This window comes from Stenotrophomonas sp. NY11291, from assembly GCF_023277365.1.
Taxonomy (GTDB): domain Bacteria; phylum Pseudomonadota; class Gammaproteobacteria; order Xanthomonadales; family Xanthomonadaceae; genus Stenotrophomonas; species Stenotrophomonas geniculata.
The window spans coordinates 2,811,402-2,838,308 of record NZ_CP096975.1 but is presented as its reverse complement, the minus strand read 5'-3'; the positions used below and the strand labels follow the sequence as shown (position 1 = coordinate 2,838,308).

At 66.2% G+C, this 26,907-nt stretch carries 22 protein-coding genes; 10 read left to right on the top strand and 12 right to left on the bottom strand.

Features of this window, described 5'->3' with window-relative positions; all coding sequences use genetic code 11:
• Positions 1-74: 74 nt before the first annotated feature.
• From M1L61_RS13220 to M1L61_RS13210, 3 genes are all read right to left on the bottom strand, one after another.
• Positions 75-3,023, bottom strand: coding sequence for a TonB-dependent receptor (locus M1L61_RS13220; protein WP_248853616.1), 2,949 nt, complete (start codon positions 3,021-3,023; stop codon positions 75-77).
• Between the two features lie 69 nt (positions 3,024-3,092).
• Entirely contained in the window at positions 3,093-4,037 is a 945-nt protein-coding gene (locus M1L61_RS13215) for a FecR domain-containing protein (RefSeq protein ID WP_248853615.1), read from the bottom strand.
• Positions 4,034-4,552: a sigma-70 family RNA polymerase sigma factor gene (locus M1L61_RS13210; protein WP_224328239.1), complete on the bottom strand. Its 519-nt coding sequence runs from the start codon at positions 4,550-4,552 to the stop codon at positions 4,034-4,036. Before M1L61_RS13210 ends, M1L61_RS13215 begins: the two co-directional genes overlap by 4 nt.
• Before the next feature lie 150 nt (positions 4,553-4,702).
• Between M1L61_RS13210 and M1L61_RS13205 the strand changes: the two genes are divergently transcribed.
• A complete protein-coding gene (locus tag M1L61_RS13205) occupies positions 4,703-5,083 on the top strand; it encodes a VOC family protein (protein WP_010485179.1) in 381 nt (126 codons plus the stop codon).
• A gap of 193 nt (positions 5,084-5,276) precedes the next feature.
• The gene (gene betT / locus M1L61_RS13200) at positions 5,277-7,256 is read left to right on the top strand and encodes a choline BCCT transporter BetT (protein WP_010485181.1); all 1,980 of its coding nucleotides are present in this window, start codon (positions 5,277-5,279) and stop codon (positions 7,254-7,256) included.
• Positions 7,257-7,364: 108 nt separating this feature from the next.
• Here betT and M1L61_RS13195 read toward each other — a convergent pair whose 3' ends face one another.
• On the bottom strand, positions 7,365-10,046 hold the full coding sequence (locus tag M1L61_RS13195) for a TonB-dependent receptor (protein WP_248853614.1): 2,682 nt from the start codon (positions 10,044-10,046) through the stop codon (positions 7,365-7,367).
• 179 nt (positions 10,047-10,225) lie between these two features.
• Positions 10,226-11,203 carry a zinc-binding dehydrogenase gene (locus tag M1L61_RS13190; protein WP_248853613.1) on the bottom strand — a complete coding sequence of 326 codons (978 nt, stop codon included), beginning with the start codon at positions 11,201-11,203 and terminating at the stop codon, positions 10,226-10,228.
• 431 nt (positions 11,204-11,634) lie between these two features.
• On the opposite strand from M1L61_RS13190, the gene M1L61_RS13185 reads away from it, so the two are divergent.
• The 5 genes from M1L61_RS13185 (at position 11,635) to M1L61_RS13165 (ending at position 17,182) form a co-directional block, all read left to right on the top strand.
• Positions 11,635-13,998 (top strand): ribonucleoside-diphosphate reductase subunit alpha, encoded by a 2,364-nt coding sequence (locus M1L61_RS13185; RefSeq protein WP_248853612.1) that lies wholly within the window; start codon positions 11,635-11,637, stop codon positions 13,996-13,998.
• A gap of 110 nt (positions 13,999-14,108) precedes the next feature.
• Positions 14,109-15,149 carry a ribonucleotide-diphosphate reductase subunit beta gene (locus tag M1L61_RS13180; RefSeq protein ID WP_006372552.1) on the top strand — a complete coding sequence of 347 codons (1,041 nt, stop codon included), beginning with the start codon at positions 14,109-14,111 and terminating at the stop codon, positions 15,147-15,149.
• A gap of 25 nt (positions 15,150-15,174) precedes the next feature.
• Entirely contained in the window at positions 15,175-15,642 is a 468-nt protein-coding gene (locus M1L61_RS13175; protein WP_126560719.1) for a flavodoxin, read from the top strand.
• Positions 15,614-15,940 (top strand): thioredoxin family protein, encoded by a 327-nt coding sequence (locus tag M1L61_RS13170; RefSeq protein ID WP_005409967.1) that lies wholly within the window; start codon positions 15,614-15,616, stop codon positions 15,938-15,940. Before M1L61_RS13175 ends, M1L61_RS13170 begins: the two co-directional genes overlap by 29 nt.
• A gap of 279 nt (positions 15,941-16,219) precedes the next feature.
• Complete coding sequence (locus tag M1L61_RS13165) at positions 16,220-17,182, top strand: transposase (RefSeq protein WP_248853611.1); 963 nt, start codon at positions 16,220-16,222, stop codon at positions 17,180-17,182.
• Positions 17,183-17,261: 79 nt separating this feature from the next.
• On the opposite strand, the gene M1L61_RS13160 is transcribed toward M1L61_RS13165, so the two are convergent.
• Positions 17,262-18,593, bottom strand: coding sequence for an Nramp family divalent metal transporter (locus M1L61_RS13160; protein ID WP_010485195.1), 1,332 nt, complete (start codon positions 18,591-18,593; stop codon positions 17,262-17,264).
• A gap of 117 nt (positions 18,594-18,710) precedes the next feature.
• Between M1L61_RS13160 and mntR the strand changes: the two genes are divergently transcribed.
• Positions 18,711-19,181 carry a manganese-binding transcriptional regulator MntR gene (mntR, locus tag M1L61_RS13155; protein WP_006372477.1) on the top strand — a complete coding sequence of 157 codons (471 nt, stop codon included), beginning with the start codon at positions 18,711-18,713 and terminating at the stop codon, positions 19,179-19,181.
• 114 nt (positions 19,182-19,295) lie between these two features.
• On the opposite strand, the gene M1L61_RS13150 is transcribed toward mntR, so the two are convergent.
• The 3 genes from M1L61_RS13150 to fabR all read right to left on the bottom strand — a co-directional run bounded on the left by M1L61_RS13150 (position 19,296) and on the right by fabR (position 22,880).
• Positions 19,296-19,844 carry a thioredoxin-like domain-containing protein gene (locus tag M1L61_RS13150; RefSeq protein WP_049455087.1) on the bottom strand — a complete coding sequence of 183 codons (549 nt, stop codon included), beginning with the start codon at positions 19,842-19,844 and terminating at the stop codon, positions 19,296-19,298.
• Positions 19,834-21,993 (bottom strand): TonB-dependent receptor, encoded by a 2,160-nt coding sequence (locus M1L61_RS13145; RefSeq protein WP_248853610.1) that lies wholly within the window; start codon positions 21,991-21,993, stop codon positions 19,834-19,836. Before M1L61_RS13145 ends, M1L61_RS13150 begins: the two co-directional genes overlap by 11 nt.
• A gap of 230 nt (positions 21,994-22,223) precedes the next feature.
• Positions 22,224-22,880, bottom strand: coding sequence for an HTH-type transcriptional repressor FabR (gene fabR, locus M1L61_RS13140; RefSeq protein ID WP_005409961.1), 657 nt, complete (start codon positions 22,878-22,880; stop codon positions 22,224-22,226).
• A gap of 92 nt (positions 22,881-22,972) precedes the next feature.
• Between fabR and M1L61_RS13135 the strand changes: the two genes are divergently transcribed.
• The gene (locus M1L61_RS13135; RefSeq protein WP_049480882.1) at positions 22,973-24,043 is read left to right on the top strand and encodes a ferredoxin reductase; all 1,071 of its coding nucleotides are present in this window, start codon (positions 22,973-22,975) and stop codon (positions 24,041-24,043) included.
• Positions 24,044-24,054: 11 nt separating this feature from the next.
• A complete protein-coding gene (locus tag M1L61_RS13130; RefSeq protein ID WP_005413710.1) occupies positions 24,055-25,203 on the top strand; it encodes an acyl-CoA desaturase in 1,149 nt (382 codons plus the stop codon).
• A gap of 5 nt (positions 25,204-25,208) precedes the next feature.
• Here M1L61_RS13130 and M1L61_RS13125 read toward each other — a convergent pair whose 3' ends face one another.
• The 3 genes from M1L61_RS13125 to M1L61_RS13115 are packed head-to-tail and all read right to left on the bottom strand — an operon-like array spanning position 25,209 to position 26,745.
• Entirely contained in the window at positions 25,209-25,544 is a 336-nt protein-coding gene (locus M1L61_RS13125; RefSeq protein ID WP_010485209.1) for a hypothetical protein, read from the bottom strand.
• On the bottom strand, positions 25,541-26,119 hold the full coding sequence (locus tag M1L61_RS13120) for a flavin reductase family protein (protein WP_053443186.1): 579 nt from the start codon (positions 26,117-26,119) through the stop codon (positions 25,541-25,543). The genes M1L61_RS13125 and M1L61_RS13120 overlap by 4 nt, the downstream gene beginning before the upstream one ends.
• Positions 26,116-26,745 (bottom strand): superoxide dismutase, encoded by a 630-nt coding sequence (locus tag M1L61_RS13115; protein WP_248853609.1) that lies wholly within the window; start codon positions 26,743-26,745, stop codon positions 26,116-26,118. Before M1L61_RS13115 ends, M1L61_RS13120 begins: the two co-directional genes overlap by 4 nt.
• Between the last annotated feature and the right edge of the window lie 162 nt (positions 26,746-26,907).

The following is a 26,907-nucleotide window of genomic DNA, read 5'->3' as shown; positions in this document are numbered from 1 at the left end:
CTGCCAGCGCGTGAGCCGCCACGTGCAGGCGCCCCGGGGATGATCTCCCCGGGGCGTTGCCGTTTCTGGCGGACTCAGAAGCGTACGGTGAAATTCAACCGCGTGGTGCGCCCCGGGCCGGGCATCAGGCTCATCGCCAGCGTATCCATGTAATAGGTGTTGCGCAGGTTGCTGACCACCAGTTCCACCTCGGTCTTCGGGGTGAACTGCCAGCGCGCGTAGAAGTCATAGATCGCGGTCGGCAGGTAGATGTTCTGCAGCCCGGTCGAGCCGGTGGTGTTCCAGGGTTTGTCCAGTTCGTGGGTGGGGCCGCTGTTGTAGGTGCGGCGGATGCCGGTATCCAGCCGCCTGTCGAACAGGCGGAAGCCCAGCGTGCTGTGGATCGAGTACTTCGGCGGATTCTGTGCGTTGACGAACGAGGTGCCGAAGCCGCCGTCCACGCAGTCCGGCGTAGTGTCCAGCTTGCTCCACTTCGCATAGGGGTCTTCACGCAGGCGCTTGGCGGTGGCCGCGTCGCAGGTGCGCGCGCGCTGGTAGTAGCTGGCCGACAGGTCCAGGTAGGCGATGCCGGCGTCATAGCCGGACTGCAACTCGTAGCCGGATACCGTGTAGTTGTCCACGTTGTCGACATAGAACGCCCAGTTGCTGGAGTCGAAGCGACGGGTGATCGCGTTGTCGATATCGTTCTTGAACCAGGCCACCTTGAACGCCAGGCGGTCGCCATCGCGCCACAGGTCCTGCTTGAGCAGGCTGAAGCCGATGTCCCAGGAACGGTTCTTCTCCGGCTTCAGGTCGGCCACCGGTGCCGAGGTGCTGTTGCCCAGCGTCGATTCGAACAGACTGGGCATCTTCCAGCCCTGCGCGTACTTCACGTAGAAGAACATGTCCTGATCGAGGTTGAAGCGGGCCTCTGCGTACGGCGCGAAGCCGTGGCCGGAACGGCGGATCGCCGGCTTGTAGTCCCAGGCGGTGGGAATCTGCCTGGTATAGAAACCGTTGGCGCCGCGCGGGTCGGGGATGAAGCCATCGAAGTCGTAGCTCTGGCCCAGCGTGCTGTCGCCGTAGGGCGTAGCGCGCAGCGAGTCGTAGGTGTAGTTGCCCTGTGCATCCGGGTACCACTCCTTGTACCAGCCCGGCAGCAGCTGGCCGCCCTTGCTCAGGCGCGCGAAGGTGTAGCGCAGGTCGCGCGATTCGCTGACGAAGGCCACGCGGTTGCGGTCACGGGTGCGGTAGTCGATGAAGCGACCGCCAGCGGTCAGCGACAGCCAGTCCCACGGCTGCCATTGCAGCGAGGCGACAACGCTGGCTTCGCGGCGCGTGCCCGAGCGCAGGTAACGGTTGTTGTTGTAGTCCACCGGCAGCACCGGCGAGTTCGGTGCGGTGTCCTCATGCTGGAACGCAGCGCCATAGCGCAGTGTCCAGTCACCCAGGCTGTTGCTGAAGCGGGTGGTGTTGCTGCTGTCCACGCCCCAGCGCCGGGTCTTCACGTTCGACTGCAGGCCCGGGCCATAAGTTTCGCTGAGCGTGTCCGGCATCTGGTCGTTGGGCACGTCCTTGAACAGTGGCGTGTTGGCGATGTTGCTGTTGAACATGCGGCTGGTGGCGGTGGTGAACCACAGCGTGCTGCTCAGGTCCAGCCACGGATGTGCTTCGGGCCGGTAGCGGTGGCGCAGCGAGGTGGCATTGACCCGCATCTTCCCGGGCTCGAACTGGAACATGGTGTTGGCCTTGTCCACGTAGGTCACCCATTCGTTGGACTGGCCCACGCGACCGATCGCCGACGGCATGATCTCGCCGAAGCTGGAGTTGAAGTAACGATGGCTCAGCTCAAGCCGCTGGTCGGGGTTGGGCGTCCAGGTGAATTTCAGCAGCGCCGATTCGTTGTCGGTGTGGGTGTTCAGTACTTCGTCGCCGGGGTGGTACAGATTGGAAACGGCCTGGCTGGACATGCCGGTACCGCCGCTGGACAGATGCTGGTCGTCGTAGCGGTGCGCGCCATTGCTGCCGGCGAAGTAGTTGCCCTGGCGGCGACGCGCGTAAGCGGCCACCAGCTGCCAGTCCTCGCCGCGCTGGGCGAAGGCCACGCTGCCGTTCCAGTCGCGCGGGTCACGCAGGCTGTTGCGGTTGTCGCTGCCGCGCGCGATCTGCTTGAAGGTACGGGTGCGGTCGATGCTGTTGTCGGCCACGCCACCACGCACGCGCAGGCCCCAGGCCTCGCCCTCGTCGAGGATGTCATCGACGTTCAGCGTCTCCATGTAGACCACGCCGCCGATCGCGCTGGCGGCGTTGGCGGCCAGGCTCGGCCCCTTCTCGATGCTGATCGCGCTGATCAGGTCCGGGTCGAGGTAGCTGCGCTGCTGCACACCGGCATAGCCGCGGTACACGTCGATGGCCTGCTGGCCGCCGTCGATGATCACCGGCACCCGGTTCTGGCCCTGCAGGCCGCGGATGTTCACGTCCAGCGCACCACCATTGCGTACGTCTCCGGTGTGCACGCCGACTGCGCCGGCCAGCACATCGCCGATCGACTGGCCGCGGAAGCGTTCCAGCTGCTGGTGGTCCAGATGCACGCGCGAGCCGCTGTCGCGGTATACGGCATCGGCATCGGCCAAGCCCCACGGCGAAGCACCTTCGTTGGCCTGGCCGGCTACGCGCAGGGTGCCGATCTGGCGCACACCAGCTTCGGTGGCGGGGGCGGCCTGCAGCACCACGCCGCTGGCATCACGCTGGAACGACAGGCCGGTGCCGGCCAGCAGCTGCGCCAGCGCGGCCTCGGTGTTGAGCGAGGCCTGCACGCCGCTGCTGTGGCGGCCGCGGGTCAGGCGCGCATCGGTGGCGATGGACAGGCCGGACTGCTGGCCGAACGTGGTCAAGGCCTGGTCGAGCGGTCCGGCCGGGATCTGCCAGCGAACGGCAGCGGCTGCATCCTGTGCGTGGGCGGCCGCCGGCAACAGGCACGGCGTGGCCAGGGCCAGGCACAGCGCGATGGCAAGCGGGCGAGGGGAAGGGCAGGGTCGTTTCATGGGGGCGGCAACATCCGCAATGGGTTCCCTTGTAGTGCCCGCCGAGCGCGCAGAAAGGGAACCGCGATTTCAACGCGGACGCACAACGGTCCACCACGGCCAACGCTGCTCGATGCGGATCGGCAGGGCGCGCGCCAGCAGTTTCAGGGCCTGCAGGCTGTCCAGGCGCGGCAATACCGCGGTGACATTCAATGCGGACAGTGCCGGATCACAGCCCAGATAGCCCTGATGGTGACGGGCCAGTTCGTCGATCACCCGGATCAACGGCGTGTCCTGCACCTGCAGGCGTCCGTCCTGCCAGTCGCCGCGCAGAGGATCGGCAGCGACCGTTGTGAGTCCCCCCATCGGTCCGATCTGCAGCGCACTTCCCGCAGGAACATCCAGCGCCGCACCGAACATCGGCAGGCACCGCACCACACCCTCGAACACGTCCAACCGGCCGTCCTGCGCTTCGCGGCCGACCGCGAAGCGGGTGCCGATCGGCTGCAGGCGCGCCCCGGGCACATGCACGGTCAGGGGCAGGCCGACCAATGCAGGGTAGTGGCCGGTCTGCAGCAGCAGTTCGCCGCGCAGCAGATGCAGGGCGCGGTGGCCGTTGCCGATGTCGACGGTCACTTCGCTGCCGGCGTTGAGCCACAACTGGCTGCCATCGGCCAACGTCCAATGACCGGTACGCCCGGCAGCGGTGCGCTGCGTCTGCAGGCGGCGCTGCGCCTGAAGCCCATGCAGGCCGAGCAGGGAGACCGCGCCGATGCCGAGGGCGCCACCGATGCCGCGCAGCGCCCGCCGCCGGCGAAGGCGCGCAGCATCAAATGCAGTTGCGGCTGCCGGAGCCGACAGCGGGGCGAACGATTGCCAGACCGCCTCGACCCGTCGCCAGGCGTCGGCGTGACCAGCATCGGCCTGCAGCCAGGCGTGCCAGCGTTGCTGGTCGCCGTCGCTCCAGCCCTGTTGGCGCAGCGCGAACCATTCGGCAGCCTGTTCCAACGCAGGGCCGGCCAATGCCGCGCTCATGCCGCCGCGTCGCCGGACAGGCGCAGGCAATGCAGCATCGCCTGCGCCATGTACTTCTTGACCATGCGCTCGGACACGCCCAGCTGCACGCCGATCTCTGCATAGCCAAGGCCGGACAGCCGCGCCAGCAGGAACGCGCGCCGTGGCCGCTCGGCGAGGCCGGACAGCATGTCGGCGACGGCGTGCAGCAGCTGCAATGCCTGTGTGCGCTCCTCGGCAGAAGGGTGCGCCGGCTCCGGTTGCGCGGCCAGCGCGGCCAGATAGGCGCGTTCCAGGTCCGCGCGCTGCCAGTGGTTGACCAGCAGGGCGTGCGCGATGGTGCTGAGATAGGCGCGCGGCAAGCGCAGTTCTGATGGATCGACACGACGGCTGAGCAGGCGCAGGAAGGTGTCCTGGGTCAGGTCGGCGGCGCAGTCGGCGTTGTGCGTGCGGCGGCGCAACCAGCCGAGCAGCCAGCCATGGTGTTCGCGGTAGAACCCCGCCAGCGCAGTGCTGGAGGCGGCGGGCACGGCCATCGGCATTGATCATTAATGAGAATGATTCCCATTATAGGGTGATCGAGCGGCGCGCGACAAACGTTGCGCGGGGCGCAGCGGGGGAGGTCGCCGGATTTGCGATGCCCGACGTGCTCGCCGACACTGCGGTTTTCCACAGGGAGTGCCCGCATGTTCAGCCACATCACCGTTGGAACGAACGACATGGACGCCGCGCATCGCTTCTACGATGCACTGTTCGGTGCGTTGGGCGCACGTCCGGGCGTCTTCGATGACAAGGGCCGTCTGGTGTATTTCAAGGATGGCCGTATGTTCATCGTCACCGCGCCGATCGACGGTCAGCCGGCATGCCACGCCAACGGCGGCACCATCGGCTTCACCCTCGACAGTGCTGAGGCCGTGCGTGGCTGGCAGGACGCCGGCGTGGCCCATGGCGGCACCGCCATCGAAGACCCGGCCGGCATCCGCAGCATGGCCGGGCGCCAGCTGTTCCTGGCCTACCTGCGCGACCCGGATGGCAACAAGCTGTGCGCGGTGCATGTGATGTCGTAATTGGACAGTACGCGCGTGGCCGCGTCGCAGGCAGTGCGCGCGGCTGTGCTCGCAGGCGTCTGCCGGCGCGCGCGTGATAACACGTAATGGTGGATCGGGCCTGTGACCGCTGGCCACAACTTCATGCTCTGTCCACTGCGGTTCAGCCACAATCGGTCGGCTAACCCTTTGATCTACCGGAGAACGCCGCCCCATGGATGTACTGGAGCCGCAACAATCCCCGGTGCGCACCCTTCGGCCTGTGTTCGCCTTCGCGGCGATCGTTGTCGTGGCGTTCGCGCTGTTCGTCAGCCTGTTCCCGCTGGGCGCAGGCCGCCTGCTGCTGAAGGCGCAGGACTGGGCCGCACTCAACGTCGGCTGGTACTACCTGCTGGCCATGACCCTGTACCTGGTGTTCGTGGTCGGCGTGGCGCTGTCCAAGTACGGTGGCATCAAGCTCGGTGCCGACCATGACGAACCGGAGTTCAGTTACCTCTCCTGGGCCGGCATGCTGTTCGCTGCAGGCATCAGCATCACCCTGTTCTTCTTCTGCGTTTCCGAGCCGCTGACCCACTACCTGCAGCCGCCGCAGGGCGATCCGGCGGCGGGCGAGGCCGGCGCGCGCCAGGCCATGCAGCTGCTGTTCCTGCATTGGGGACTGCATGGCTGGGGTGTGTTCGCGCTGGCGGCGATGGCGATGGCCTACTTCGCCTACCGCCACAACCTGCCGCTGGCACTGCGCTCGGCGCTGTACCCGCTGATCGGCAAGCGCATCAATGGCCCGATCGGTTACACCGTGGACGCGCTGGGCATCGTCGCCACCGTGTTCGGCATCGGCGCCGACATGGGCTTCGGCGTGCTGCACCTCAATGCCGGATTGGCGCACCTGTTCAACATCCCGCATTCCAACCTGGTGCAGATCATGCTGGTGGTGGCGATGATGGGCGCGGCGGTGGCCGTGGCCGTCTCCGGCGTGGAGAAAGGCGTGCGCTGGATGGCCAACATCAACATGCTGCTGGCGATCGCGCTGGTGCTGTTCATGCTGTTTGCCGGGCCGACGCAGTACCTGTTCAGCACCTTGATGCAGAACCTGGGCGACTACCTCGGCAGCGTGGTCGGCAAGAGTTTCGATGTGTATGCCTACGGCGGCCGACCGGAATGGCTGGGCGGCTGGACGGTGTTCTACTGGGCCTGGTGGATCGGCTGGGCGCCCTTTGTCGGGCTGTTCATCGCGCGCATCTCGCGCGGCCGCACCATCCGCGAATTCGTGTTCGGCGTGCTGCTGATTCCGCTGGGCTTCACCCTGGCCTGGCTGTCGATCTTCGGCAACAGCGCGCTGGACCAGGTGCTGCACCACGGCCAGCAACAGTTGGCGCAGCTGGCGGTGGATGATCCACCGACCGTGCTGTATGCGCTGCTGGACGGCTACCCCTGGAGCCGCGCGGTGATCACGGTGACAGTGCTGGTCAGCTTCATCTTCTTCGTGACCTCGGCCGACTCGGGGGCGGTGGTGTTGTCCACGCTGTCCTCGCACGGCGGCGCACCCGAGGATGATGGTCCGCGTTGGCTGCGGGTGTTCTGGGGCACGGTGATCGCGGTGCTGACCGCGGGCCTGTTGCTGGCCGGCAGTATCGACGCACTGAAATCGGCGGTGGTGCTGGCGTCGTTGCCGTTCTCGGCGATCCTGTTGTTGATGATGTGGGGGCTGACCCGCGCCTTCAGTGACGAATCGCACCGCAAGCGCGCGCTGCAGTACCGGCCATCGCCGCTGATCGGCGACGATCGCCACCACCAGGGCTGGCGCCAGCGCCTGAGCCAGGCGATGCATTTCCCGGTGCGCGACCAGGTCTACCGCTTCATGGATGACACGGTGAAGCCGGCGATGGAAGCGGTGGCCGAGCAGCTGCGCGGGCAGGGCTGGGACGTGGCCACGCGCTTCGAGGCGGGCGACATGGAGTTGACGGTCAACCATGGCGAGCAGCAGGACTTCCTGTACCGGGTGATCCTGAGCGGTTACCTGACCCCGTCGTTCGCCGCACAGCAGCTGCGCAACCAGCGTTACTACCGCGCCGAGGTGCACCTGTTCGAAGGCAGCCAGGACTACGACCTGGTGGGCTACAGCCGCAAGCAGATCATCAACGACATCATCAGCCAGTACGAACGGCACCTGCAGTTCCTGCACCTGAGCCGGTGATGCGGTGGGTGCGGACCGTTGGTCCGCACCCACCTGTAGAGCCGAGCCCGCGCTCGGCTCCTCGGTGTCGGAAGAGCAGCCGAGCATGGCTCGGCTCTACAGTGGCAATCAGAACCTGTAACGAGCGCCCAGCGAGACGAACTGCCCACGCAGGTTGTACTGGCTGATGTCGAACCCATTGGAGCCACCGGCCGGGTCGAACGGCGGGTCCTTGTCGGTCAGGTTCAGCACCGACAGCGACAGCGTGGTGTTGGGAATACCTTCGTACGCTACGTACAGGTCCAGCTGGTGATACGGCTTGATGCGGTCGCGCAGGCCCGGGTTGCTGGTTGCCGTCGCCACACGCTGGTCGTAGCCACTCACGTACTGCAGGCTCAGCGTACTGCTCCAGTCGCCCACCGCCCAGTTCAACGAGGTGGTGCCGCGGGTACGCGGCAGCGCGCCGTGGCGGTTGTTGCCGGCGCCGTCATACGGTGCCTGTCCAGCCACCAGCGGCTGCTTGAAGCTGAGCAGGTGGGTCCAGCTGCCGGCCACGGTGAAGTTGCCCCAGCCCACGGTGCGGAAGGTGCGGTTGGCGTCCAGGTCCAGGCCCGAGGTGGTCAGTTCGCCCTGGTTGGCGTACTGGTTGGTGATGAACTGGATGCGTCCCTGCGCATCACGTTGCACGCGACCGGGGAACAGCGTCGGGTTGTCGACGATGAACTGCGCGCTGTCCGGCTTGACCAGGTTGTCCTGCTCGATGCGGTACCAGTCCAGGCCGATGCTGGTATCACCATCCGGCGACCACACTGCACCCACGTTGAAGTTGCGCGAGCGCTCCGCCTTCAGATCCGGGTTGCCGGTGCGGATGTTGGTCACGCCACGGCTGCCGCCCGGTTGCAGCGGATCCAGCGGATCGATCACCGAGCCGTAGCTGACGGTCTGGCCCGGCGCGATCTCCGGCAGCGAGGGTGCCCGGAAGCCGCGCGAGAACGAGCCGCGCAGCAGCAGGCTGTCCAGCGGCTGCCAGCGCAGCGCCACCTTCGGCGAGAACGCCTTGCCGAAGTCATCGTAGTGATCGCCGCGACCGGCCACCTGCAGCTCCAACGTGCGGTGCAGCGGCACGCTCAGTTCGGCATAGGCGGCGCTGACCTGGCGCTCGCCATTGACCACGTTGATGGCCGGACGCAGTTCGGTGCCCGACAGCACCTGCGCACTGGTGCGCGCGTCCAGCGATTCCTTGCGGAACTCCGCACCCCAGGCAAAGCCGACCGTACCGGCGGGCATCTCCCACAGCGAGGTGGAGGCCTTCACGTTCAACGCGTGCAGCTTGTACCAGCCCGGACGCTTGGTCTGCAGGCGCAGTGCATCCAGCGCGCCCGGCGTGCTGGACGGGTTGAGGAAGTTGTAGCTGCCCTCGCGCAGGATCTGCTCGAACGCATAGCGATTGACGAAGTTGTCGACGTACTCGCGCTGTGCACTCTGCGAGGTCAGTGCCACCACTTCCCAGTCCCAGCGTTCGCCGCTGCCGCGCACGCCCGCCAGGGCACGGTAGAACACCTGCGTGTTGTCCTTCAGGCGCGGGCCGAGATCGAAGAAGGTGTACTCGAACGGCAGTGGCGTACTGCCCGGGTTGTTGGGATGGCCGACCGGCAGCACCGCCGGCACGTCGATGAGCGTGCCGGTAGCCGGGTTGTAGGCACGCAGGCCCGGGCCAACGGTCAGCGGCGCACTGAAGATCTGGTCGGCCTTGTTGTGGCTGTACAGCACGTCGGCGAACGCTTCGACACTGTCATTGAAGCGGTAGGTCGCACTCAACGACGCCTGCAGGCGCTCGGCGCCGGGCTGCAGGGTCTTGAACGGCTGCGCGTTGAAGGCGCAGGCCTGGCCGGGCAGGGTGCTGCCGAAATCGCTGTAGGGACGCAGCTGACTGCCATCCGGGCAGTTGGCGAACGGTTGCGGCGCGCGCGGGTTGGACAGCCAATTGCCACCGGCGGTGGACCAGCCGGCCAGGCGTCCGCCGGGCTTGTCGCGGAAATCGCCGCTGCGGGTATAGGCGCGCTGGTCGGCGTCGAGGCGATCACGCTTGAGCAGGTCCAGCCCGAACAGCACGTTCCAGCCCTGCTGCTCCAGGTCGCCGAAGCCGGCCAGCAGGTTGGCCTTGCGTTCGTCCAGGCCGCCCTGGGTGGCGGTACCGAAGCCGCCGCCCACTTCCACGCCCTGGAAGTTCTTGCGCAGGATGATGTTGATGACACCGGCGATGGCGTCGGAGCCATACACCGCCGAGGCGCCGTCCTTCAGCACTTCGATGCGTTCCACCGCGCTGATCGGCAGCGCGTTGAGGTCGACGAAGGTGTCCTGGGTATTGAGCGCGAAGCCGAAGTTGGACACGCGGTAGCCATTGACCAGCACCAGCGTGTTCTTCGGCGACAGGCCACGCAGGCCGATCGAAGCCGAGCCCGCGGCAAAGCTGCCGGTGTACTGCTCGTCGAAGCTGTTGCCGGCATTGGCCGACAGGTTGCGCAGCACGTCGGTGAGGGTGGAGCGGCCGGTCTGCTCGATCTGTTCGCGGCTGACGATCTGCACCGGGTTCGGCCCGGCGGTATCGCTGCGTTTGATATTGGAACCGGTCACCAGCACGGTGCCGAGGGTGGTGCTGTCCTTGCCGGTGTCGGCGGATTCAGCGGCGCCGGCAGCGCCGGCGGTGAGGCCCAGCGCAATCGCGCCAGCAAGCAGGTTCAGGGTGGTGCGGTACATGGAAGCGACAACGCCGAACGGGGGAGGAGCCGTCAGTACCGCATGCAGGTACATGCACCTTCCAATGACGAAAGCGCATTCAGTTATGCATCACAGGTTCTTAACGAACCGGCTCGGTGCGTGCGGACCGTTGGTCCGCACGCACCTGTAGAGCCGAGCCTACGCTCGGCTCCACACACTGGCCGGAAAGCAGCCGAGCATGGCTCGGCTCTACAGAACGCAATGTCAGACCATCACGGCCGCAGCAGCACCTTGCCGTTACGGCCCGAACCCGCACCGGCCTTCGCTGCCCGGGCGATATCGTCCAGTGCGAAGATCTGCTCCACCGGCAGCGTCAGCTCGCCGCCAGCCGCACGCTTCAGCAGTTCGCCAACCAGCCGGCGCTTGTCCTCCACCGCCATCGCCTGGCTGACCTTGCTGCCCCAGAAACCCTTCACCGTGGCTTCCTTGTAGATCAGGCCGCCGGCGGGGATGCGCATGGGTTCGCCGCTCATCACACCGAACGACACCAGCGTGCCGTGGTGGCCGAGCAGGTCGACCAGGTCACCGCTGGCGTCGCCGCCGATGGAATCCACGGCGGCCGCGGCCTGTGCTTCGCCGGTCGCTTCACGCACGCGATCCTTCCAGCCGTCCACCGAGGTGTCGAACACATGATCGATGCCCAGCGCCTGCAACTGTGCGACGGCATCCGCATTGCGCACCAGGTTGGCTACATGCACGCCACGCGCCCGCGCCAGCATCGCCAGCGACTTGCCCACCGCGCCGTTGGCGGTGTTCTGCACGATCCACTGGCCCGCCTCGACGTGCAGGAACTCCAGCAGCATCAGCGCGCTCAGGGGCATGGCGATCAGCTGCGCGGCCATTTCGTCGGGGATCGCCTCCGGCATCGGAATCACCATGCGTGCCGGCGCGATGAACGCTTCGGCCCAGGTGCCGTGCACCGAGGCGGCGGCAACCCGCTGGCCGATCTGCAGGCCGTCGACACCGTCGCCGAGTGCATCGACCACGCCCAGCGCTTCACTGCCACCGATCGCCGGCAAGGTCGGCTTGTAGCCGTAGAGGCCACGCACGGTCAGCAGATCGTGGTTGTGGATCGAGGCCAGCACGGTGCGGATGCGCACTTCGCCGGGGCCGGGCTCGGGCAGGGGCGCATCGGCAATGGCGAGGACGTCGGCCGGGTTGCCGAAGGAGGGGTACTGGGCAGCGCGCATGGGCGGTGTTCCGGGGAAAGTTGATGTTGTACCGAACTGGGGACGCAGGGGCTGTCGACAAGGCGCCGCAGCTGCAACACGGCATCCTGCGACTGATCGTCGCGACATGTGCTGATTACCGCATCTTGTGTTGACGGTTCGGGATATCCCCACTATGTTGTGGCCGTCACTCCCGGTCAGCCGCCGCCGCCGGACATGCAGCAAACGTCCCGCGGCCCGCCCCTGAAGGCTTGCCGTGTCGACGCGGCCGCCATCGTGCGGACGCAGGTCGCCCCCACGGCCCGGATACCGGCCGCAGGCGCAGGCAGATGCCGACGACCTACGTTCCCGTGCCCTGGCAATCCATCCGTTCGCCCCGTGCGCCGGTATCGCGTTCAGGGCCGCCATGGCATCGACCGCCAAAGCGCGTGCGAGCCTGGAGTTTCACCACCATGACCGACAGTACCTTCCGCGTGGCCGATCTGGCCGGCGCTGGCGACGCCTTGCGCGCCGGTGGCGAGCGCGTGCCGACCTGGATCACCAAGGAGGCCGGCAACCGCCGCCTGCCGTTCGAGGCCGAGCGCCTGCAGCGCAGCATCGATGCCGTGCATGCCGAGTTCCCGCAGCTGGACGTGAGCGACTACCGCCGCGTAGTGCAGTCGATGGTCGAACGCAAACCGAGCATCAGCGCCGATGACCTGGTTGATCTGCTGATCCGCGAGGCCGAGTCGCGGGTGGACCTGGTTGCACCCGAGTGGGAACAGTTTGCCGCGCGCATCTACCTGCGCCGCCTGTACAAGCGCGCCAGCCGCAACCGCTTCTACGATGTCGGTCTGAAGTACGGCTCCTACGTTGGCCTGCAGGAAAGCCTGGCCGACCGTGGCATCTACAGCAACGACATCCTGCGTTGCTATTCGAAGGAAGAGCTGCAGCAGGCCGGCGAGATGATCGACCCGGAGCGCGACCGCCTGTTCGCCTACAACGGCCTGTACCTGCTGGCCACGCGCTATCTGGCCAGCGACCGCAGCCGCGAGGTCTTCGAACTGCCGCAGGAGCGCTGGCTGACCATCGCGCTGTACCTGATGCAGGAAGAAAAGCCACGCGAACGCCGCATGCAGCTGGTTGGCGAGGCGTACTGGGCGTTGTCCAACCTCTACATGACGGTGGCCACGCCGACCCTGGCCAACGCCGGCAAGGTCGGCGGCCAGCTGTCCAGCTGCTTCATCGACACGGTGGACGACAGCCTGCAGGGCATCTATGACTCCAACACCGATATCGCCCGCGTGTCCAAGCACGGTGGCGGCGTCGGCGCCTACCTGGGCTATGTGCGCAGCAGCGGCGCACCGATCCGTGGTGTGGCCAATTCCTCCGGTGGCGTGGTGCCGTGGATCAAGCAGCTCAACAACACTGCAGTGTCGGTTGATCAGCTTGGCCAGCGCAAGGGCGCGGTGGCGGTGTACCTGGACATCTGGCACCGCGACATCGAAGCGTTCATGGACCTGCGCCTCAACAACGGCGACCAGCGCCTGCGCGCGCACGATGTGTTCACCTCGGTGTGCGTGCCCGACCTGTTCATGGAAGCGGTGGAGCGTCGCGCCGACTGGTACCTGTTCGACCCGCACGAGGTGAAGCAGGCCAAGGGCTGGTACCTGCAGGACTTCTACGATGAGACGCGCGGTGCGGGCAGCTTCCGCGACCGCTATGCCGAACTGGTGGCCGACGAGCGCATCAGCCGCCGCACGGTGAAGGCGATCGATCTGTTCAAGCGGATCATGCTCAGCCAGTTGGAGACCGGAAATCCGTTCCTCTTCTACCGCGACGAGGTCAACCGCCGGAACCCGAACAAGCACGCGGGCATGATCTATTCCAGCAACCTGTGCACCGAGATCCTGCAGAACATGAGCCCGACGCGGATGATCCAGGAGATCGTCAGCGGTGACCAGATCGTCACCACGCGCCGCGCCGGTGACTTCGTGGTCTGCAACCTGTCCTCGATCAATCTCGGCCGGGCAATCAGTGCGCCGGATGACCTGCTGGCCACCGACGTGCTGGAGCGCCTGATCCCGATCCAGGTGCGCATGCTCGACAACGTGATCGACCTCAACGCGCTGCCGGTGCCGCAGGCCACGATCACCAACCGCAAGTACCGCGCCATCGGCCTGGGCACGTTCGGTTGGCACCACCTGCTGGCGCAGCAGGCAATCCAGTGGGAATCACCGGATGCCGAGGCGTTGGCCGACCGTCTCTACGAACGCATCAACTTCCTGACCATCCAGGCCAGCGCGCAGCTGGCGAAGGAGAAGGGCAGTTACCCGATGTTCGCTGGCAGTGACTGGCACAACGGGCGCTACTTCCGTGACCGCGATTACACTGGCGCCGCGTGGGACAGCCTGGCCCACGAGGTCGCCACGCACGGCCTGCGCAACGGCTGGCTGCTGGCGGTGGCGCCGAACATGAGCACCGCGCAGATTGCCGGTTCCACCGCGTCGATCGACCCGATCTACAGCGCGTTCTACTACGAGGAAAAGAAGGACTTCCGGCGGCCGGTGGCTGCGCCGGGCCTGTCGCTGGAAACCTGGCCGTACTACGAGAAGGGTGCCTACAAGGTCGACCAGTTCGCCAGCGTGCGCCAAAACGCGCGCCGCCAGCGCCATGTCGACCAGTCGATCAGCTTCAACCTGTACGTGCCGAGCACGATCCGCGCCAGCACGCTGCTGGAGCTGCATCTTAGCGCCTGGCGCGAAGGTCTGAAGACCACCTACTACGTGCGCTCCAACGACATCGACATCAGCGAGTGCGAGTGGTGCTCCAGCTGATCGCTGCGCCCCCAGTAGAGCCGAGCCCACGCTCGGCTCAGAGGCGAAGAGCAGCCGAGCATGGGCTCGGCGCTACATCCGCAACGCACGTAATACGAAGGTAAACGACCATGGCAACCCCCCTCGACCGCATCAAGATTCTCGAACCGCGCCATCCCAACCGCAGCACCGGCATCATCAACGGCCGTACCAGCGGCATCCTCAACTGGAACGATATCCCGTATCCGTCGTTCTATCGGGCCTACAAGGAGCTGTCGACCAACTTCTGGATTCCCGACGAGGTTGACATGAAGCTCGATGCCCGCCAGTACGGCGAGCTCAACGCACGTGAAAAGAACGCCTACGATTCGATCATCGGCCTGCTGGCCACGCTCGATTCGCCGCAGACGCGCTTCATCTACAACGTGGCCGAGTACATCACCGACCCGGCCGCGCATGCCAATGCGGCGATCATCGGCCAGCAGGAAGTGATCCACAACGAGAGCTACAGCTACGTGCTGGCCTCGATCACCGACCTGTCGAACCAGAACCGCATCTTCGAGATCGCCCGCACCCACCCGACCATCATCAAGCGCAATGCCCCGATCATGGGCGCGTATGACGACTTCATGCGCGAGAAGACCGCCGAGACCCTGCTCAAGTCGCTGATCCAGTCCTCGATCCTGGAAGGCATCAACTTCTATTCCGGGTTCGCGTACTTCTACAACATGGTGCGGCAGAACCGCATGAATGGCACCGGCAAGATCATCAGCTTCATCAACCGCGACGAGCTGGCGCATACCAAGTTCATCAGCGAGCTGATCCGCGCCATCATCGGCGAGAACCCGGAGCTGCAGACCAACGAGTTGACCGCCTACGTGCACCAATCGTTCGAACATGCGATCGAGCTGGAGACGCAGTGGTCGTCGGAGGTACTGGATGGCATCGATGGCATCGACGTGGACGAGATGGTGCGCTACGTGAAATACCGCGCCAACAAGATGGCCGGCATGCTCGGCATCGAGCGCCTGTACAGCGACACGACCGACAACGTGATGCCGTGGATCAAGGCCTACGCCGACAACTTCACCGAAACCAAGACCGACTTCTTCGAGATGCGCAATGCAAGTTACAAGAAGACCAACGTCGACAACGGCTTCGACGATCTCTGAGCCTGGCGCCGTGCTGAGCATCCTGATGGTGGTCGCCTCCTTGAGCGGCAACACCCGCGAACTCGGCCGGCAGATTGCCGAGCGCTGCCGTGCCGTGGGGCATGCCGTGCACTGGCAGGAGGCCGACGACCTGCGGCAGGCGCCGCCGCTGGCTGCCGGCGAGGCCGACCTGGTGCTGCTGGGCTGCTGGACCGACAACGCCGGCCGCACGCCGGCGGAGATGAAGGCGTGGGTGGCCGGCATTGCCGAGCGCGGCGAGCGGCCACGGCAGCTGGCGGTGTTCGGCACCGGCGAAACGCAGTGGGGGCAGGAGTACTACTGCGGTGCCGTGCACCGGCTGATCCGCTATTTCCGCAGCGACTACCCGCCGCTGGAGATCGAACAGATGCCGCATGGCGAGCGTCATGCCGAAGCCATCGACGCCTGGACCGATGCGGTCCTGGCCCACTACTGGAGAAACAGCGATGCAGATCATCGACGCCACCACGCCTGAGCAGTTCCAGCAGCTGCTGGCCGAGCACCCGCGGGTGCTGGTGGATTTCCACAAGGACCAGTGCCCGGGCTGCCGGATGCTGGAGATGTCGTTGCACCGGGTGGCCAACAGCGTGGCGGGGCAGGGCACGACCTTGCTGCGCGTGCAGCTGGAGGTGCTGGGTGAGGCGTTCTTCAGGGAGCTGGGACTGCGGCAGACCCCGACGTTGTCCCTGTTCCGTGACGGTGATGAGCGCACGCGCCTGGCAGGGTTCCAGTCACCGCAGCAGATCGAGGCCGCGATCGCGTTGCATCTGTAGAGCCGAGCCCATGCTCGGCTGCCGTTCGCGCGGTGAGCGATGAGTCGAGCATGGCTTGTATGTTCCTCCCGGCTCCTACGCTGTATGTAGGAGCCAGGGTGGAGGGACCGTCAAGCATGCATCTGCGGATACCAGCCGACAGACGAGTCGAGCGATCCCCATCCCGCACACGAACGTCGATAAAGGATCGTACGGCCCCCAAGGGGATCGTCGATGTAGGCAAGCTAACGTCGGTGCGGTACCACCCCAGCCCTTTAAAGATAGCTGGGAGCCGTACAAATGTCTGATTCTCTCGATATTGGCGTGGACGTGGACTCCAAGGAGTTCGTGCCGGCGGTGGCCGACCGCAAGGCCGGTGACAGGGTCGCCAACACCCGGGCCGGCATAGCCAAGTGGCTCAAAACCTTGCCCCAGCGATGCCGGATTGGCATGGAAGCGACGGGGCGGTACTACGAGTTGTTGGCTCGGATGGCTGGCCAGGCGGGCCACGTTGTCTATGTAATCGATCCACGGCTGATCAAGAACTACGCTCGGGCGACGGGCTCGCGCGGCAAGACAGATGCCATGGATGCCCAAGCGATCGCCCGCTATGTGAAGAAGGAGAGCGACCGCCTGCGTGAATACGTACCGCGTACCGACGAGCAGCAGCAGATGCATGATTTGCTGCGCAAGCGGCGAGCGCTGGTGGAGACGCGCGCGCGCCTGGAGCAATCCTTCGGGGTAAGCAAAAGTGACCCTGGGGAGCTATCAGATCTGTTCTGCGCTCTGGCTGGGACGCTGTCCGAGCTGGAAAGCGAACTGCAGCGCTTGGGCCGCGATGGAGAGCATGGCGCACTCTACAAGCGCCTGCTGACCATCCCGGGTATCGGCCCTGCCGTCGCGTCCCACCTGATTTACTACATGACGCGCTGGCCGTTGGCCAACGCCAACGCGTGGATCGCCTGCACTGGCCTGGATCCTCGGCCCAACGAGTCTGGCGGTAGAACTGGACGGCGTCGGCTGTCCAAACAGGGCGCACCGATGCTGCACCAGATGCTCTACATGGCCGCAATGGGGCTCAAGCGGTGTCGCCGGGGGCAACCGCTCTACGACGAGCTGTCAAAACGCGGTCACCCCAGCACCGCCGTCTTCAACATTCTGGCAAGGAAGCTGGCCAGGATCGCCTGGGGCGTGTTCAAAAGCGGCCGAGACTTCGATCCGGCCATGCTGAAGGTCGGTCAAGCCTGCTTCCAGCAGGCTTGACCACGAACATAGGATCTCGACTCTACAAGGGCATCCACGCATGGCGTGGATCTACCGGGGCAGGGTCCGTGGTTCGGCGTCAGGCTCCGCTGAAGGTATCCACCAGCAGCTTCACGTTCAACACCACGATCACCAGCGCGATCACCCAGGCAATCGCGCCCAGCCAGCGTGGTGCCACCAGCGCGCCCATCGTCACTTTGTCGGTCACGATCCGCACCAGGGGAATGATCGCGAACGGCAGCTGCATCGACAGCACCACCTGGCTCAGCACCAGCAGCTTCACCGCGCCCTGGTCGCCGAACAGCATGATCACCACCACCACCGGAATGATCGCCAGTGCGCGCGTGATCAGCCGACGCAGCCACGGCGGCAGGCGCAGGTGCAGGAAGCCTTCCATCACGATCTGGCCGGCCAGCGTGGCGGTCACTGTCGAATTCAGGCCCGAGGCCAGCAGGGCAATCGCAAACAGTGTCGCCGCCGCGCCCACGCCCAGCATCGGCGCCAGCAGCTGGTGCGCCTGCTCGATGTCTTCCACATCGAAACGGCCATTGGCATGGAACACCGCCGCCGCCAGGATCAGGATGCTGGCGTTGATGAACAGTGCCAGCGTCAGCGCGAGGGTGCTGTCGGTCACCGCCCAGCGCAGCGCGCTGCGACGGCCCTCGTCGGTGCGCGGATAGGCGCGGGTCTGCACGATGGAAGAATGCAGGTACAGGTTATGCGGCATCACCGTGGCGCCGATGATGCCGATGGCGATGTACAGCGCGTGCGGATCAGTCACTACCTGCGCGCGCGGAATGAATCCGCCCAGCACGTCCATCACCGGCGGTGCGGCCAGCGCGATCTGCACCATGAAGCAGCCGAAGATCACCATCAGCAGCGCGATCACGAAGGCTTCCAGCGCACGGAAGCCGCGGTTCATCAGCAGCAGGACCAGCAGCGTATCCAGCGCGGTGATCACCGCGCCCCACAGCAGCGGCAGGTCGAACAGCAGCTTCAATGCGATCGCGGTGCCGATCACCTCGGCCAGGTCGCAGGCGATGATCGCTGCCTCGCACAGCGCCCACAGCGCCAGGTTCACCGGCTTCGGGTACCGCGCGCGGCAGGCTTGCGCCAGGTCCATGCCGGTGGCGATGCCCAGCCGTGCCGACAGCGCCTGCAGGATCACCGCCATCAGGTTGGAGATGAGGATGACCGACAGCAGCAGGTAGCCGAAGCGCGAACCGCCGGCGAGGTCGGTGGCCCAGTTGCCTGGGTCCATGTAGCCGACCGAGATCATGTAGCCCGGGCCGAGGAAGGCCAGCAGGCGGAACCACCAATGGCCCTTGTCGGGAACGGCGACCGAGGCGTTGAGCGCGCCCAGGCTGGCCGGGGTGGAGGCCGAAGGGTCGTGGGGCGCCAGGGTGTTCATGGGTCCGAATATAGCTCCTGCTATAGTCATTAGCAATGCGAAACAATCGTCTTTATCGCGTTACTGGTCCAGAATTCAGTTTCAAACCCGGAGTAGACCGGAAGGACAGGCGCAGGCGTGGGCAAGACCGACGATTCGACATCGCTGAAAAGCACCCCCTTGATCGAGGCTGAGCGCCAGGTCGAGAGCTTCCGGCAAGTGCGCGAAGCGCACCGGATGGAGCTGGTGGAGGACTATGTCGAGCTGATCTCGGACCTGCTGGCCGACGGCGGCGAGGCCCGCCAGGTCGACATCGCCACCCGCCTGGGCGTGGCCCAGCCCACCGTGGCGAAGATGCTGCGGCGCCTGGCCCGCGATGGCTGGGTGGTGCAGCGGCCGTACCGCGGCGTGTTCCTGACCCCGGAAGGCGAGGCGCTGGCCCATGCCAGCCGCCAGCGGCACCAGACCGTGGAGCGTTTCCTGCTGGCGCTGGGCGTGGACCCTGATACGGCACGGCGTGATGCGGAGGGTATCGAGCACCATGTGAGCGAGCAGACGCTGGCGCTGTTCGAGGCGTTCGTGCGCAAGGCCGAGGGCGAGGCGCCGTAACGGTAGCGCCGGGCCATGCCCGGCGGCCGTTCGCGCGATCCCGGTTTTTGTAGAGCCGAGCCATGCTCGGCTGCCGTTTGCACGGTGATGGAATGCGTCGAGCATGGCTCGACGCTACAGGTCAGGCGGGCAGCGGGCCTGTTCCTGCGCGCACGCCCGTTTCGTCCATTCCTTCAACACCGGCTGCAGGCCTTGGTAACGCCGGCCTTGCCAGCCATTGGCCAGCACCGTGCCGTCGGCATCGATCAGTACCAGATTCGGCGGTGCCAGCCCGGCCAATGCCTGCAGGGCCGGCATGCGCGCAGCGCGGCGCGGGTCAAGCACCGGCCACGGCATGTCCTGCGCGTGCATGTAGCGGCGCAGCGCGCTCTCGCTCTCATCCTGGCTGACGTACACCACTTCGGTATCGGCGCCGGCTTGGCGCAGGGCATCACGCACGCTGCGCAGCGTGGGTACGAAGGCATGGCACGGTGCACACCAGTCGGCACCGAAGTACAGCGCCACCAGTTTCGGCGCCTGTGTCCATTGCATCGGTCGCAGCGAGCGCTGTTCCGGCCGCATCAGCGAGGCCGAGACCTGCGCGTGCAGGTCCGCAGCCATCGCCGGTGCGGCCAGCAGCACGGCACAGGCCAGCAACAACGCTCGCAGAGCTTCAGAACGCATAGCGCAGGTTGACGTACCACGATCGCGCGAAGCGCGGCCCGTAGACATAGTCGCTGTCACGCAGCGCGCCCACTTCCAGATCTTTCTGGCGCTGATCGAACACGTTCTTGACGCCCGCGGCCACCGACACTTCCTGCTGCGCCTGCGCGCCCAGATGGCGGTGCCAGCGAGCACCAAGATCGGTGACCAGGAAGGAACGCGTACGGCGCAGCTCGCCCAACCGGTTGTTCAGCACCGACATCGGCCCGGTATGGCGCAGCGCGACGAAGGTTTCCCACGGCTCGGCGGGCATCCAGCTGAGCTGCGCCAGGCCGGTCCAGCGCGGGGTCTTCAGGTAGTCGCGGCTTTCGATGATGGTGTCGCCACCGTCGCCGGTGTCGTCGAAGATGCGCTGCGGTTCGCGGAAGCGCGAGCGGTACCACGAGGCACCGGCGGTCAGGCGCCACTGCGGCGACGGCTGCCAGCCGAGGTTGGTTTCCGCCCCCAGCACGTTGGAGCCGGAGGCGTTGTAGCGCAGCTGGCTCAGTTGTCCGTCATCGCCGCGCTGGATCTCGCCCAGCGCGAAGGTGTCGCGGATGCGTGCATAGGAGGCGGTAGCATCCCAGCTCCACACTGGATTGGCCGGGTCCGAGCGCCAGTCGAAGCCGAACAGGGTGGTCAACGCGCGCTCTTCCTTCAGGCCATCGGTGTTGCGCACGCGCACCTGCTCGCCACCCAGCGTATCGACGTGCACGTCCTCGACGAAGATCTCCGGTGCACGGAAGCCGGTGGCGATGCCGGCTCGCCATTTCAGGTTGGGCGTGGCCTGCCAGGCCAGGGCGATGCGCGGCGAGAGCACCGCGCTGTCCAGCTCCGAGCTCTTGTCCACGCGTGCGCCCAGTACCAGGTCGACGTTGTCACGCAGGCTCCACTCGTCCTGGATGAAGGCGCCCAGATTGTGGAAGGTTGCATCTTCCAGCACCGCCAGGCGCTGCCCGTCACCGGTGCGGTTGTCGTCGCGCAGCGCCTCGTGCTTGTACTGCACGCCGAAGGCCAGCGCGTGCGCGCCCAGGCGCCAGTTCAACTGGCTGTCGATGTAGTGCAGCGGGTTGTGGGTGCGGCCGTATTGGCGCCACGAACGCGAGGCCGCGCTGCCGGCCACGTTGGGATCCAGCTGCGACGGGTCATGGCCGGGGGCAGACGGATCGGTAACCACGTCGCCAAGACCGCCGTAGAAACTGTCGCGGTCGATGTCGGCGAAGGCGTAGGCCAGGCGGAAATCGGCGTCGGCATTGATTTCCTGATCCCACGACACGCTGCCGCGCCGGTATTTCGTATCCAGCGATTCGGCGATGTTGGCCAGGTATTCGGGCTGATCCAGTCGATTGCCGCCACGCCGGGTTTCATCGGTCACCTGCAGGTCCAGGCGCAGCCGCGTGCCCGGCGTGGGCGCGTACCAGGCCTGCAGCCCGCCGACCTTGAGGTTCTTGCGGGTGATCTCGGTGTAGCCGTCACCGTTGTAGTCGATGCCGCTGTTCCAGTTGCGCTGGGCGATCACTGAAAGCCCGGCGTCGGCATCTTTCGCCACCAGGTCCAGGCGCACGTCGGCATTCTTCTGCGGTGTGCCCTTCAGGACATCCACGCCGGCCTGCACATGGCCACCGCTGCGCGCCGGCAGCGGCGGAATCAGGTTGATCACACCGGCCACCGCACCCGGGCCGTACAGCGCCGAGCCGCCGCCCTTGACCACTTCGATGCGGTCGACGAACCCGGCCGGGATCTGTTCCAGGCCGTACACGCTGCCCAGCGTGGACAACAGCGGGATGCCATCGAACAACAGCTGGTTGTAGGCACCGGGCAGGCCCAGCAGCTGCACTTCGCTGGTGTTGCAGTTCTGGCAGTTGCTTTCCACGCGCAGGCCGTTGATCAGCTCGGCGGCGCGCGAGAAGTCGGTGGCCGCGCGCAGCGCGATGTCTTCCTTGCGCAGCACTTCGGTGCGGATCGGGACATCGGATAGCAGGCGTTCGCTGCGGGTGGCGGTGCTGACCTTGACCTGCACGCGGTCCAGCTCGGTCGGCTTCGAGGTGGCGGCCAGTGCAGGCAGCGGCAGGATCAGGGCAATGGCGGCGGCCAGGGGCAGCCGATGGAAGAGGGGCGTGGCAACGGGCATGAGGGCGTCGTCCTTGGGAGAAGAAAGGCGGCGAGGGCGACCTGGCTGACGCACATGAAAGCAGAGGCTTATTAATATAGCAATTGCTATATAACGAGGCCGAGGCCATTGCGCGTGGGGCACCAGTCGAGCCAGATCATGCGAGTGTTATAACATTACATAATGCGACCACACCCCTGCCGGTGGTCATGTCCATAGAATGGAGTTGCCGTGTAGGCGCGGTCGGATCGTCAGCCGCGGCGGAATGCGGCGGGGGTCCGGGCGCCGACGATGATCATGCGGATCATCGTGGAGATCTGTTCGACCAGTTCCGGATCCTTCTCCGGCGGCAGGTCCATGGCGGTGGCACCCATCGCGAACACCAGCCGGGTGATGGCCTTGGCCACCAGCTCGGGGGCATGCAGCACGGCGCCGTCCAGTGCAGCCAGGCGCACCAGGTCGTGCTGCAGCTCTTCTTCGAAATAGTGCAGTTCGCGTTCGACCGCATGCTTGAAGTCGTCCGAGCCGACCGCGCCTTCGCGCAGCAGCACGTGCAGCAGCTTGTCGTCGGCGCGCAGCTGTTCCATGAAGGTCTCCACGGAAACGCGCACCACGCTGGTGGCGGTAGACGTGGCGCGCTGGCGGGCCTCGCCGATGATGGTGCGCAGCGAGCGGCCGGCCGCGTCGATCAGCGCCACGGCCAGTTCGTCCATGTCGCGGAACTGCCGGTAGAAGCTGTTCGGCGCAATGCCGGCCTCACGTGCCACTTCGCGCAGGCTGAGCGTGGACAGGCTGCGGTGCGGCCCGATCAGCTTCAGGGCGGCGGCCAGCAGATCCTCGCGGCTCACCGTACGGCGGGCCGGGCTGTTGGCATCTTCAGGCGTCGACAAGGCGGTGGCGGCGGCCATGGGGGTTCCGGTGGGGCGAGGCTGAATCATACCCAATCCGGTTCAATATACACATGTATACACAGGTGTATGTGCGCCCGTATAGTGCGCCCATGAGCGCTGTCGTCCGTCCGTCCCTGTTCTCTCCGTACCGCTGGGTCTCGCCGTCGCTGTTCGATTTCTGGGCGGGCCAGCTCAATCCCCTGTGGACCCTGCGCGAGCCGGTGGCCCGACTGGTCCGGCGCGAGCCGGCCGGCGAGGGCGCGGCGACCCTGGTCCTGCGCACCAACCGGCACTGGGCCGGCATGCGCGCCGGCCAGCACGTCACCCTGGGCGTCGAGATTGAGGGGCGCCTGTGGCAGCGCAGCTACAGCCCTACCGCACTGGGTCGGCGCGAGCTGGCGATCACCGTCAAGGCGATCGATGGCGGCCGGGTCAGCCAGCATCTGGTCAACCATGCACAGCCGGGCGAACTGTTCCGCCTCGATGCCGCCTTCGGCGAGTTCCATATGCCGGCCGCGGCGCCGGTGCTGCTGCTGGCTGCCGGCAGTGGCATCACGCCGATGCGCAGCCTGTTGCGCGACGCCTGCCAGCGCCCGCTGGCAGCACCGGTGGACCTGTTCTATTGGGAGCGCACCGCCGCCCATCTGCAGTTCCGTGATGAACTGCAGGCGCTGGCCGCGGCACATCCGAACCTGCGCGTGCATCTGCTGACCACCCGCGAGGGTGAGGCGCCGGCCGCGCGCATCGATACCCATGGTCTGCAGGTGGCCGGCGATGACACGCCGCTGGCGCAGCGCCATGTGCTGGCCTGCGGTCCGGATGGATTCGTTGCCGCTGCGCGTGAACGCCTGGCGCACCAGGTGGCTGGCTTCCAGGCCGAAGCCTTCACCCCGCCGGCGCCACTGCGCGATGCCAGCAGCGAAGGCGAGGTGTCGCTGACGCTTGCGCGCAGTGGCCGCCAGCTGAGCGTGCCGCGAGGCCGCTCGCTGCTGGAAAGCCTGGAAGCGCATGGCATCAAGCCCAAGCACGGTTGCCGCATGGGCATCTGCAACACCTGCACCTGTGATCGCGTCAGTGGCGCCACCCGCCACCTTCGCACCGGCGACCTGCAGTCCGAAACGGCACAGCCGGTGCGGATCTGCGTGAGCGCACCGACCACCGACCTGACTCTGGATCTCTGAGGACGCCTGCCATGACCCGCGCTACCGACCGTGCCCTGAGCACCGCCGAGATGCATGCTTTCGGTGAGGAACTCGATGCGATCCGCGACCGTGTGATCGGCAGCCTCGGCGCCTCCGATACCCGCTACATCCGCCGTGTGGCTGCTGCCGTGCGATGGTTCGGCGTCGGTGGCCGTGGCCTGCTGTTCCTGGCAGCATTCTCGCCGCTGTTCTGGATGCCGCTGCTGTGGCCGGCCGCGATCACTGGCACGCTGCTGCTGGCGCTGTCGAAGATCCTGGAGAACATGGAGCTGGGCCACAACGTCATGCACGGCCAGTTCGACTGGACCGGCGACCCCAAGCTCAATGGCAACACCTACGAGTGGGATATCGTTGCCACCGCCGACAACTGGCGCAAGACCCACAATTTCCGCCACCACACCTACACCAACGTGCGTGGCATGGACGATGACATCGGCTACGGCCTGCTGCGCATCTTCCCGGAACAGCGCTGGAAGCCGTTCTACCTGCTGCAGCCGATCATCGCGCCGATCTTCGCGCTGCTGTTCCAGTGGGGCGTTGCCGCGCAGGACCTGCGCCTGGGTCGTTGGCTGAAAGGTCGCATCAGCGGCCGTGCGATGTGGATGCAGACCCGCCCGGTGGCGCGGAAAATGGCCCGCCAGGTGCTGAAGGACTACGTGTTCTTCCCGTTGCTGGCCGGCCCGTTCTTCCTCACCGTGATGCTGGGCAACATGGTGGCCAACGGCCTGCGCAACATCTGGACCTACGTGATCATCTTCTGCGGCCACTTCACCGCCGAGTCGGAAACCTTCCCGAAGGAATGCCTGCGCAATGAATCGCGCGGCCACTGGTACCTGCGCCAGCTGCGCGGTTCGTCCAACATCAGCGGCGGCTTCCTGATCAATGTGCTGTCGGGCAACCTCAGCCACCAGATCGAGCACCACTTCTACCCGGACCTGCCGGCCAACCGCTATGCGGCCATTGCCAAGGAAGTGAAGGACATCTGCCGCCGTTACGGCCAGCACTACAACAACGGCTCGCTGCCGCGCCAGTTCGGCCAGGTGGTCTGGCGCATCCTGCGTCACGCATTCCCGAGCAAGCCGCGCCGCCTGCCGATGTCGGACATCATGTCCGCACCGGCATCGGCCAACGCGGGCTGATCGACTCAGCCCGCCTTCGCCAGGGCCGCCTGTTCGCGGTCCAGGCGGCGCAGGAACACCTGCATTTCCTTGCGTGCCTGCTGGTCACCCTTGCTGCCGGCCACGCTCAGTCCACGCTGCCACGCCTCGCGCGCCGCCTGCGGTTGGCCACCGGCAAGCCAGGCTTTGCCGAGCAGCTTCCAGGCGGCCGAGTACTGCGGATCAAGGACCACGCAACGGCCCAGATGGGTGGCCGCGCGCACCGGGTTGCCGGCATCCAGCCAGCCCTTGCCCAGGCCGAAGCGCAGCAGCGCGCCGTCCTTGCCGGCCGCAAGCATGCATTCCAGGGCTTCGATGTTCATCCGCGCACCTCCACCAGCAGTTCGGTGGGGCCGGGCTGGAAGCGGCCGCGATGGAACAGCAGCGGCGCGCCGCCGTTCTCGTGCACCTCGATGATGCGTCCGGCCAGCAGCAGGTGATCGCCCACCGGCCACATCGCGTGGCGGGTACAGGTGAGATGGGCGACTGCACCGGCGATGCGTGGTGGGCTGTCCTCGTCGTCATCCAGCATTGCCAGGCCGTCGAAGCGGTTGCGTACCTGTGGATCGGCAAAGCGACGGGCCAATGCTTCCTGGTCGGCTGCCAGCACGCTGATCGCAAAGCGGGTGGCGCGCTGGAAGGTGGACAGGCTCTGCGCGTGCAACGCCAGGTTCCACAGCACCAGCGGCGGCTGCAATGACACCGGCACGAACGAATTGATGGTCAGGCCGATGGGTTTGCCCTGCGCATCGCGCGCGCAGACGATGGCCACGCCGGTAGGAAAGTGGCCGAGCAGCCGCCGCAGGGCCCGCGGCGGCATCTCGACCGACGGCACCGGGGCCGGGGCGGGGAAAACCCCCGCCCACGGCCCGGCGTACGGCAGTGTCTCGCCGCTCATGAGGCCCTGGCCTGGCGGTAGCGCCGGCCGACCTCGGCCCAGTTGATGATGTTGAAGAACGCACCGATGTAGTCCGGGCGACGGTTCTGGTAGTGCAGGTAGTAGGCGTGTTCCCAGACATCCAGTGCGAGGATCGGGGCATTGCCGGACAGGCCGACGGCTGCACCCATCAGCGGGCTGTCCTGGTTGGCGCTGCTTTCCACCTGCAGGCGGCCATCGCGATCGCTGGTCAGCCACACCCAGCCGCTGCCGAAGCGGGTCTGCGCAGCCTTGGTGAACGCATCCTTGAAGGCATCGAAACCGCCGAGATCGCGGTTGATGGCGGCGGCCAGTTCATCATCGGGTGCACCACCGTTGGTGCTGAGTACGGTCCAGAACAGGCTGTGGTTGGCGTGGCCACCGCCGTTGTTGCGGACCGCGCCACGCTGCGCCTCGGGCACGGCATCGAGGTTGGCGATCAGCGCCTCGATCGGCTGCTCGGCGATGCCGGCCTGCTCGATGGCGGTGTTGAGGTTGTTGACGTAGGTCTGGTGGTGCTTGCTGTGGTGGATCTCCATCGTGCGCGCATCGAAGTGCGGCTCGAGGGCGTCATAGGCATAGGGAAGCGGGGGAAGCGAGTACGACATCGAAGCAATCTCCGTGGGGAAGGCCAGAGGGCTGGCCGTGGGGAGACTGTTATCGCACCTCAACATTGGTTGAGGTCAAGGGGCGGGATTGGGATGCGCGCGCGTTCGCCGCTTTGATTCCCCCGTCAACCTCTGCAGGACAGTTCCCTGCGGCGGCGTGGA

Bases quoted from the DNA above. Each gene is read 5' to 3' on its own strand.
- M1L61_RS13215 (WP_248853615.1), bottom strand. From the start codon at position 4,037: ATGAGCGCGGCATTGGCCGGCCCTGCGTTGGAACAGGCTGCCGAATGG.
- M1L61_RS13135 (WP_049480882.1), top strand. From the start codon at position 22,973: ATGAGCGCTGTCGTCCGTCCGTCCCTGTTCTCTCCGTACCGCTGGGTC.
- M1L61_RS13150 (WP_049455087.1), bottom strand. From the start codon at position 19,844: ATGCGTTCTGAAGCTCTGCGAGCGTTGTTGCTGGCCTGTGCCGTGCTG.
- M1L61_RS13175 (WP_126560719.1), top strand. From the start codon at position 15,175: ATGGTGGTCGCCTCCTTGAGCGGCAACACCCGCGAACTCGGCCGGCAG.
- M1L61_RS13180 (WP_006372552.1), top strand. From the start codon at position 14,109: ATGGCAACCCCCCTCGACCGCATCAAGATTCTCGAACCGCGCCATCCC.
- M1L61_RS13210 (WP_224328239.1), bottom strand. From the start codon at position 4,552: ATGGCCGTGCCCGCCGCCTCCAGCACTGCGCTGGCGGGGTTCTACCGC.
- M1L61_RS13170 (WP_005409967.1), top strand. From the start codon at position 15,614: ATGCAGATCATCGACGCCACCACGCCTGAGCAGTTCCAGCAGCTGCTG.
- M1L61_RS13145 (WP_248853610.1), bottom strand. From the start codon at position 21,993: ATGCCCGTTGCCACGCCCCTCTTCCATCGGCTGCCCCTGGCCGCCGCC.
- betT (WP_010485181.1), top strand. From the start codon at position 5,277: ATGGATGTACTGGAGCCGCAACAATCCCCGGTGCGCACCCTTCGGCCT.
- M1L61_RS13190 (WP_248853613.1), bottom strand. From the start codon at position 11,203: ATGCGCGCTGCCCAGTACCCCTCCTTCGGCAACCCGGCCGACGTCCTC.
- M1L61_RS13120 (WP_053443186.1), bottom strand. From the start codon at position 26,119: ATGAGCGGCGAGACACTGCCGTACGCCGGGCCGTGGGCGGGGGTTTTC.
- M1L61_RS13125 (WP_010485209.1), bottom strand. From the start codon at position 25,544: ATGAACATCGAAGCCCTGGAATGCATGCTTGCGGCCGGCAAGGACGGC.
- M1L61_RS13160 (WP_010485195.1), bottom strand. From the start codon at position 18,593: ATGAACACCCTGGCGCCCCACGACCCTTCGGCCTCCACCCCGGCCAGC.
- M1L61_RS13115 (WP_248853609.1), bottom strand. From the start codon at position 26,745: ATGTCGTACTCGCTTCCCCCGCTTCCCTATGCCTATGACGCCCTCGAG.
- M1L61_RS13220 (WP_248853616.1), bottom strand. From the start codon at position 3,023: ATGAAACGACCCTGCCCTTCCCCTCGCCCGCTTGCCATCGCGCTGTGC.
- M1L61_RS13165 (WP_248853611.1), top strand. From the start codon at position 16,220: ATGTCTGATTCTCTCGATATTGGCGTGGACGTGGACTCCAAGGAGTTC.
- M1L61_RS13185 (WP_248853612.1), top strand. From the start codon at position 11,635: ATGACCGACAGTACCTTCCGCGTGGCCGATCTGGCCGGCGCTGGCGAC.
- fabR (WP_005409961.1), bottom strand. From the start codon at position 22,880: ATGGCCGCCGCCACCGCCTTGTCGACGCCTGAAGATGCCAACAGCCCG.
- M1L61_RS13130 (WP_005413710.1), top strand. From the start codon at position 24,055: ATGACCCGCGCTACCGACCGTGCCCTGAGCACCGCCGAGATGCATGCT.
- M1L61_RS13195 (WP_248853614.1), bottom strand. From the start codon at position 10,046: ATGTACCTGCATGCGGTACTGACGGCTCCTCCCCCGTTCGGCGTTGTC.
- M1L61_RS13205 (WP_010485179.1), top strand. From the start codon at position 4,703: ATGTTCAGCCACATCACCGTTGGAACGAACGACATGGACGCCGCGCAT.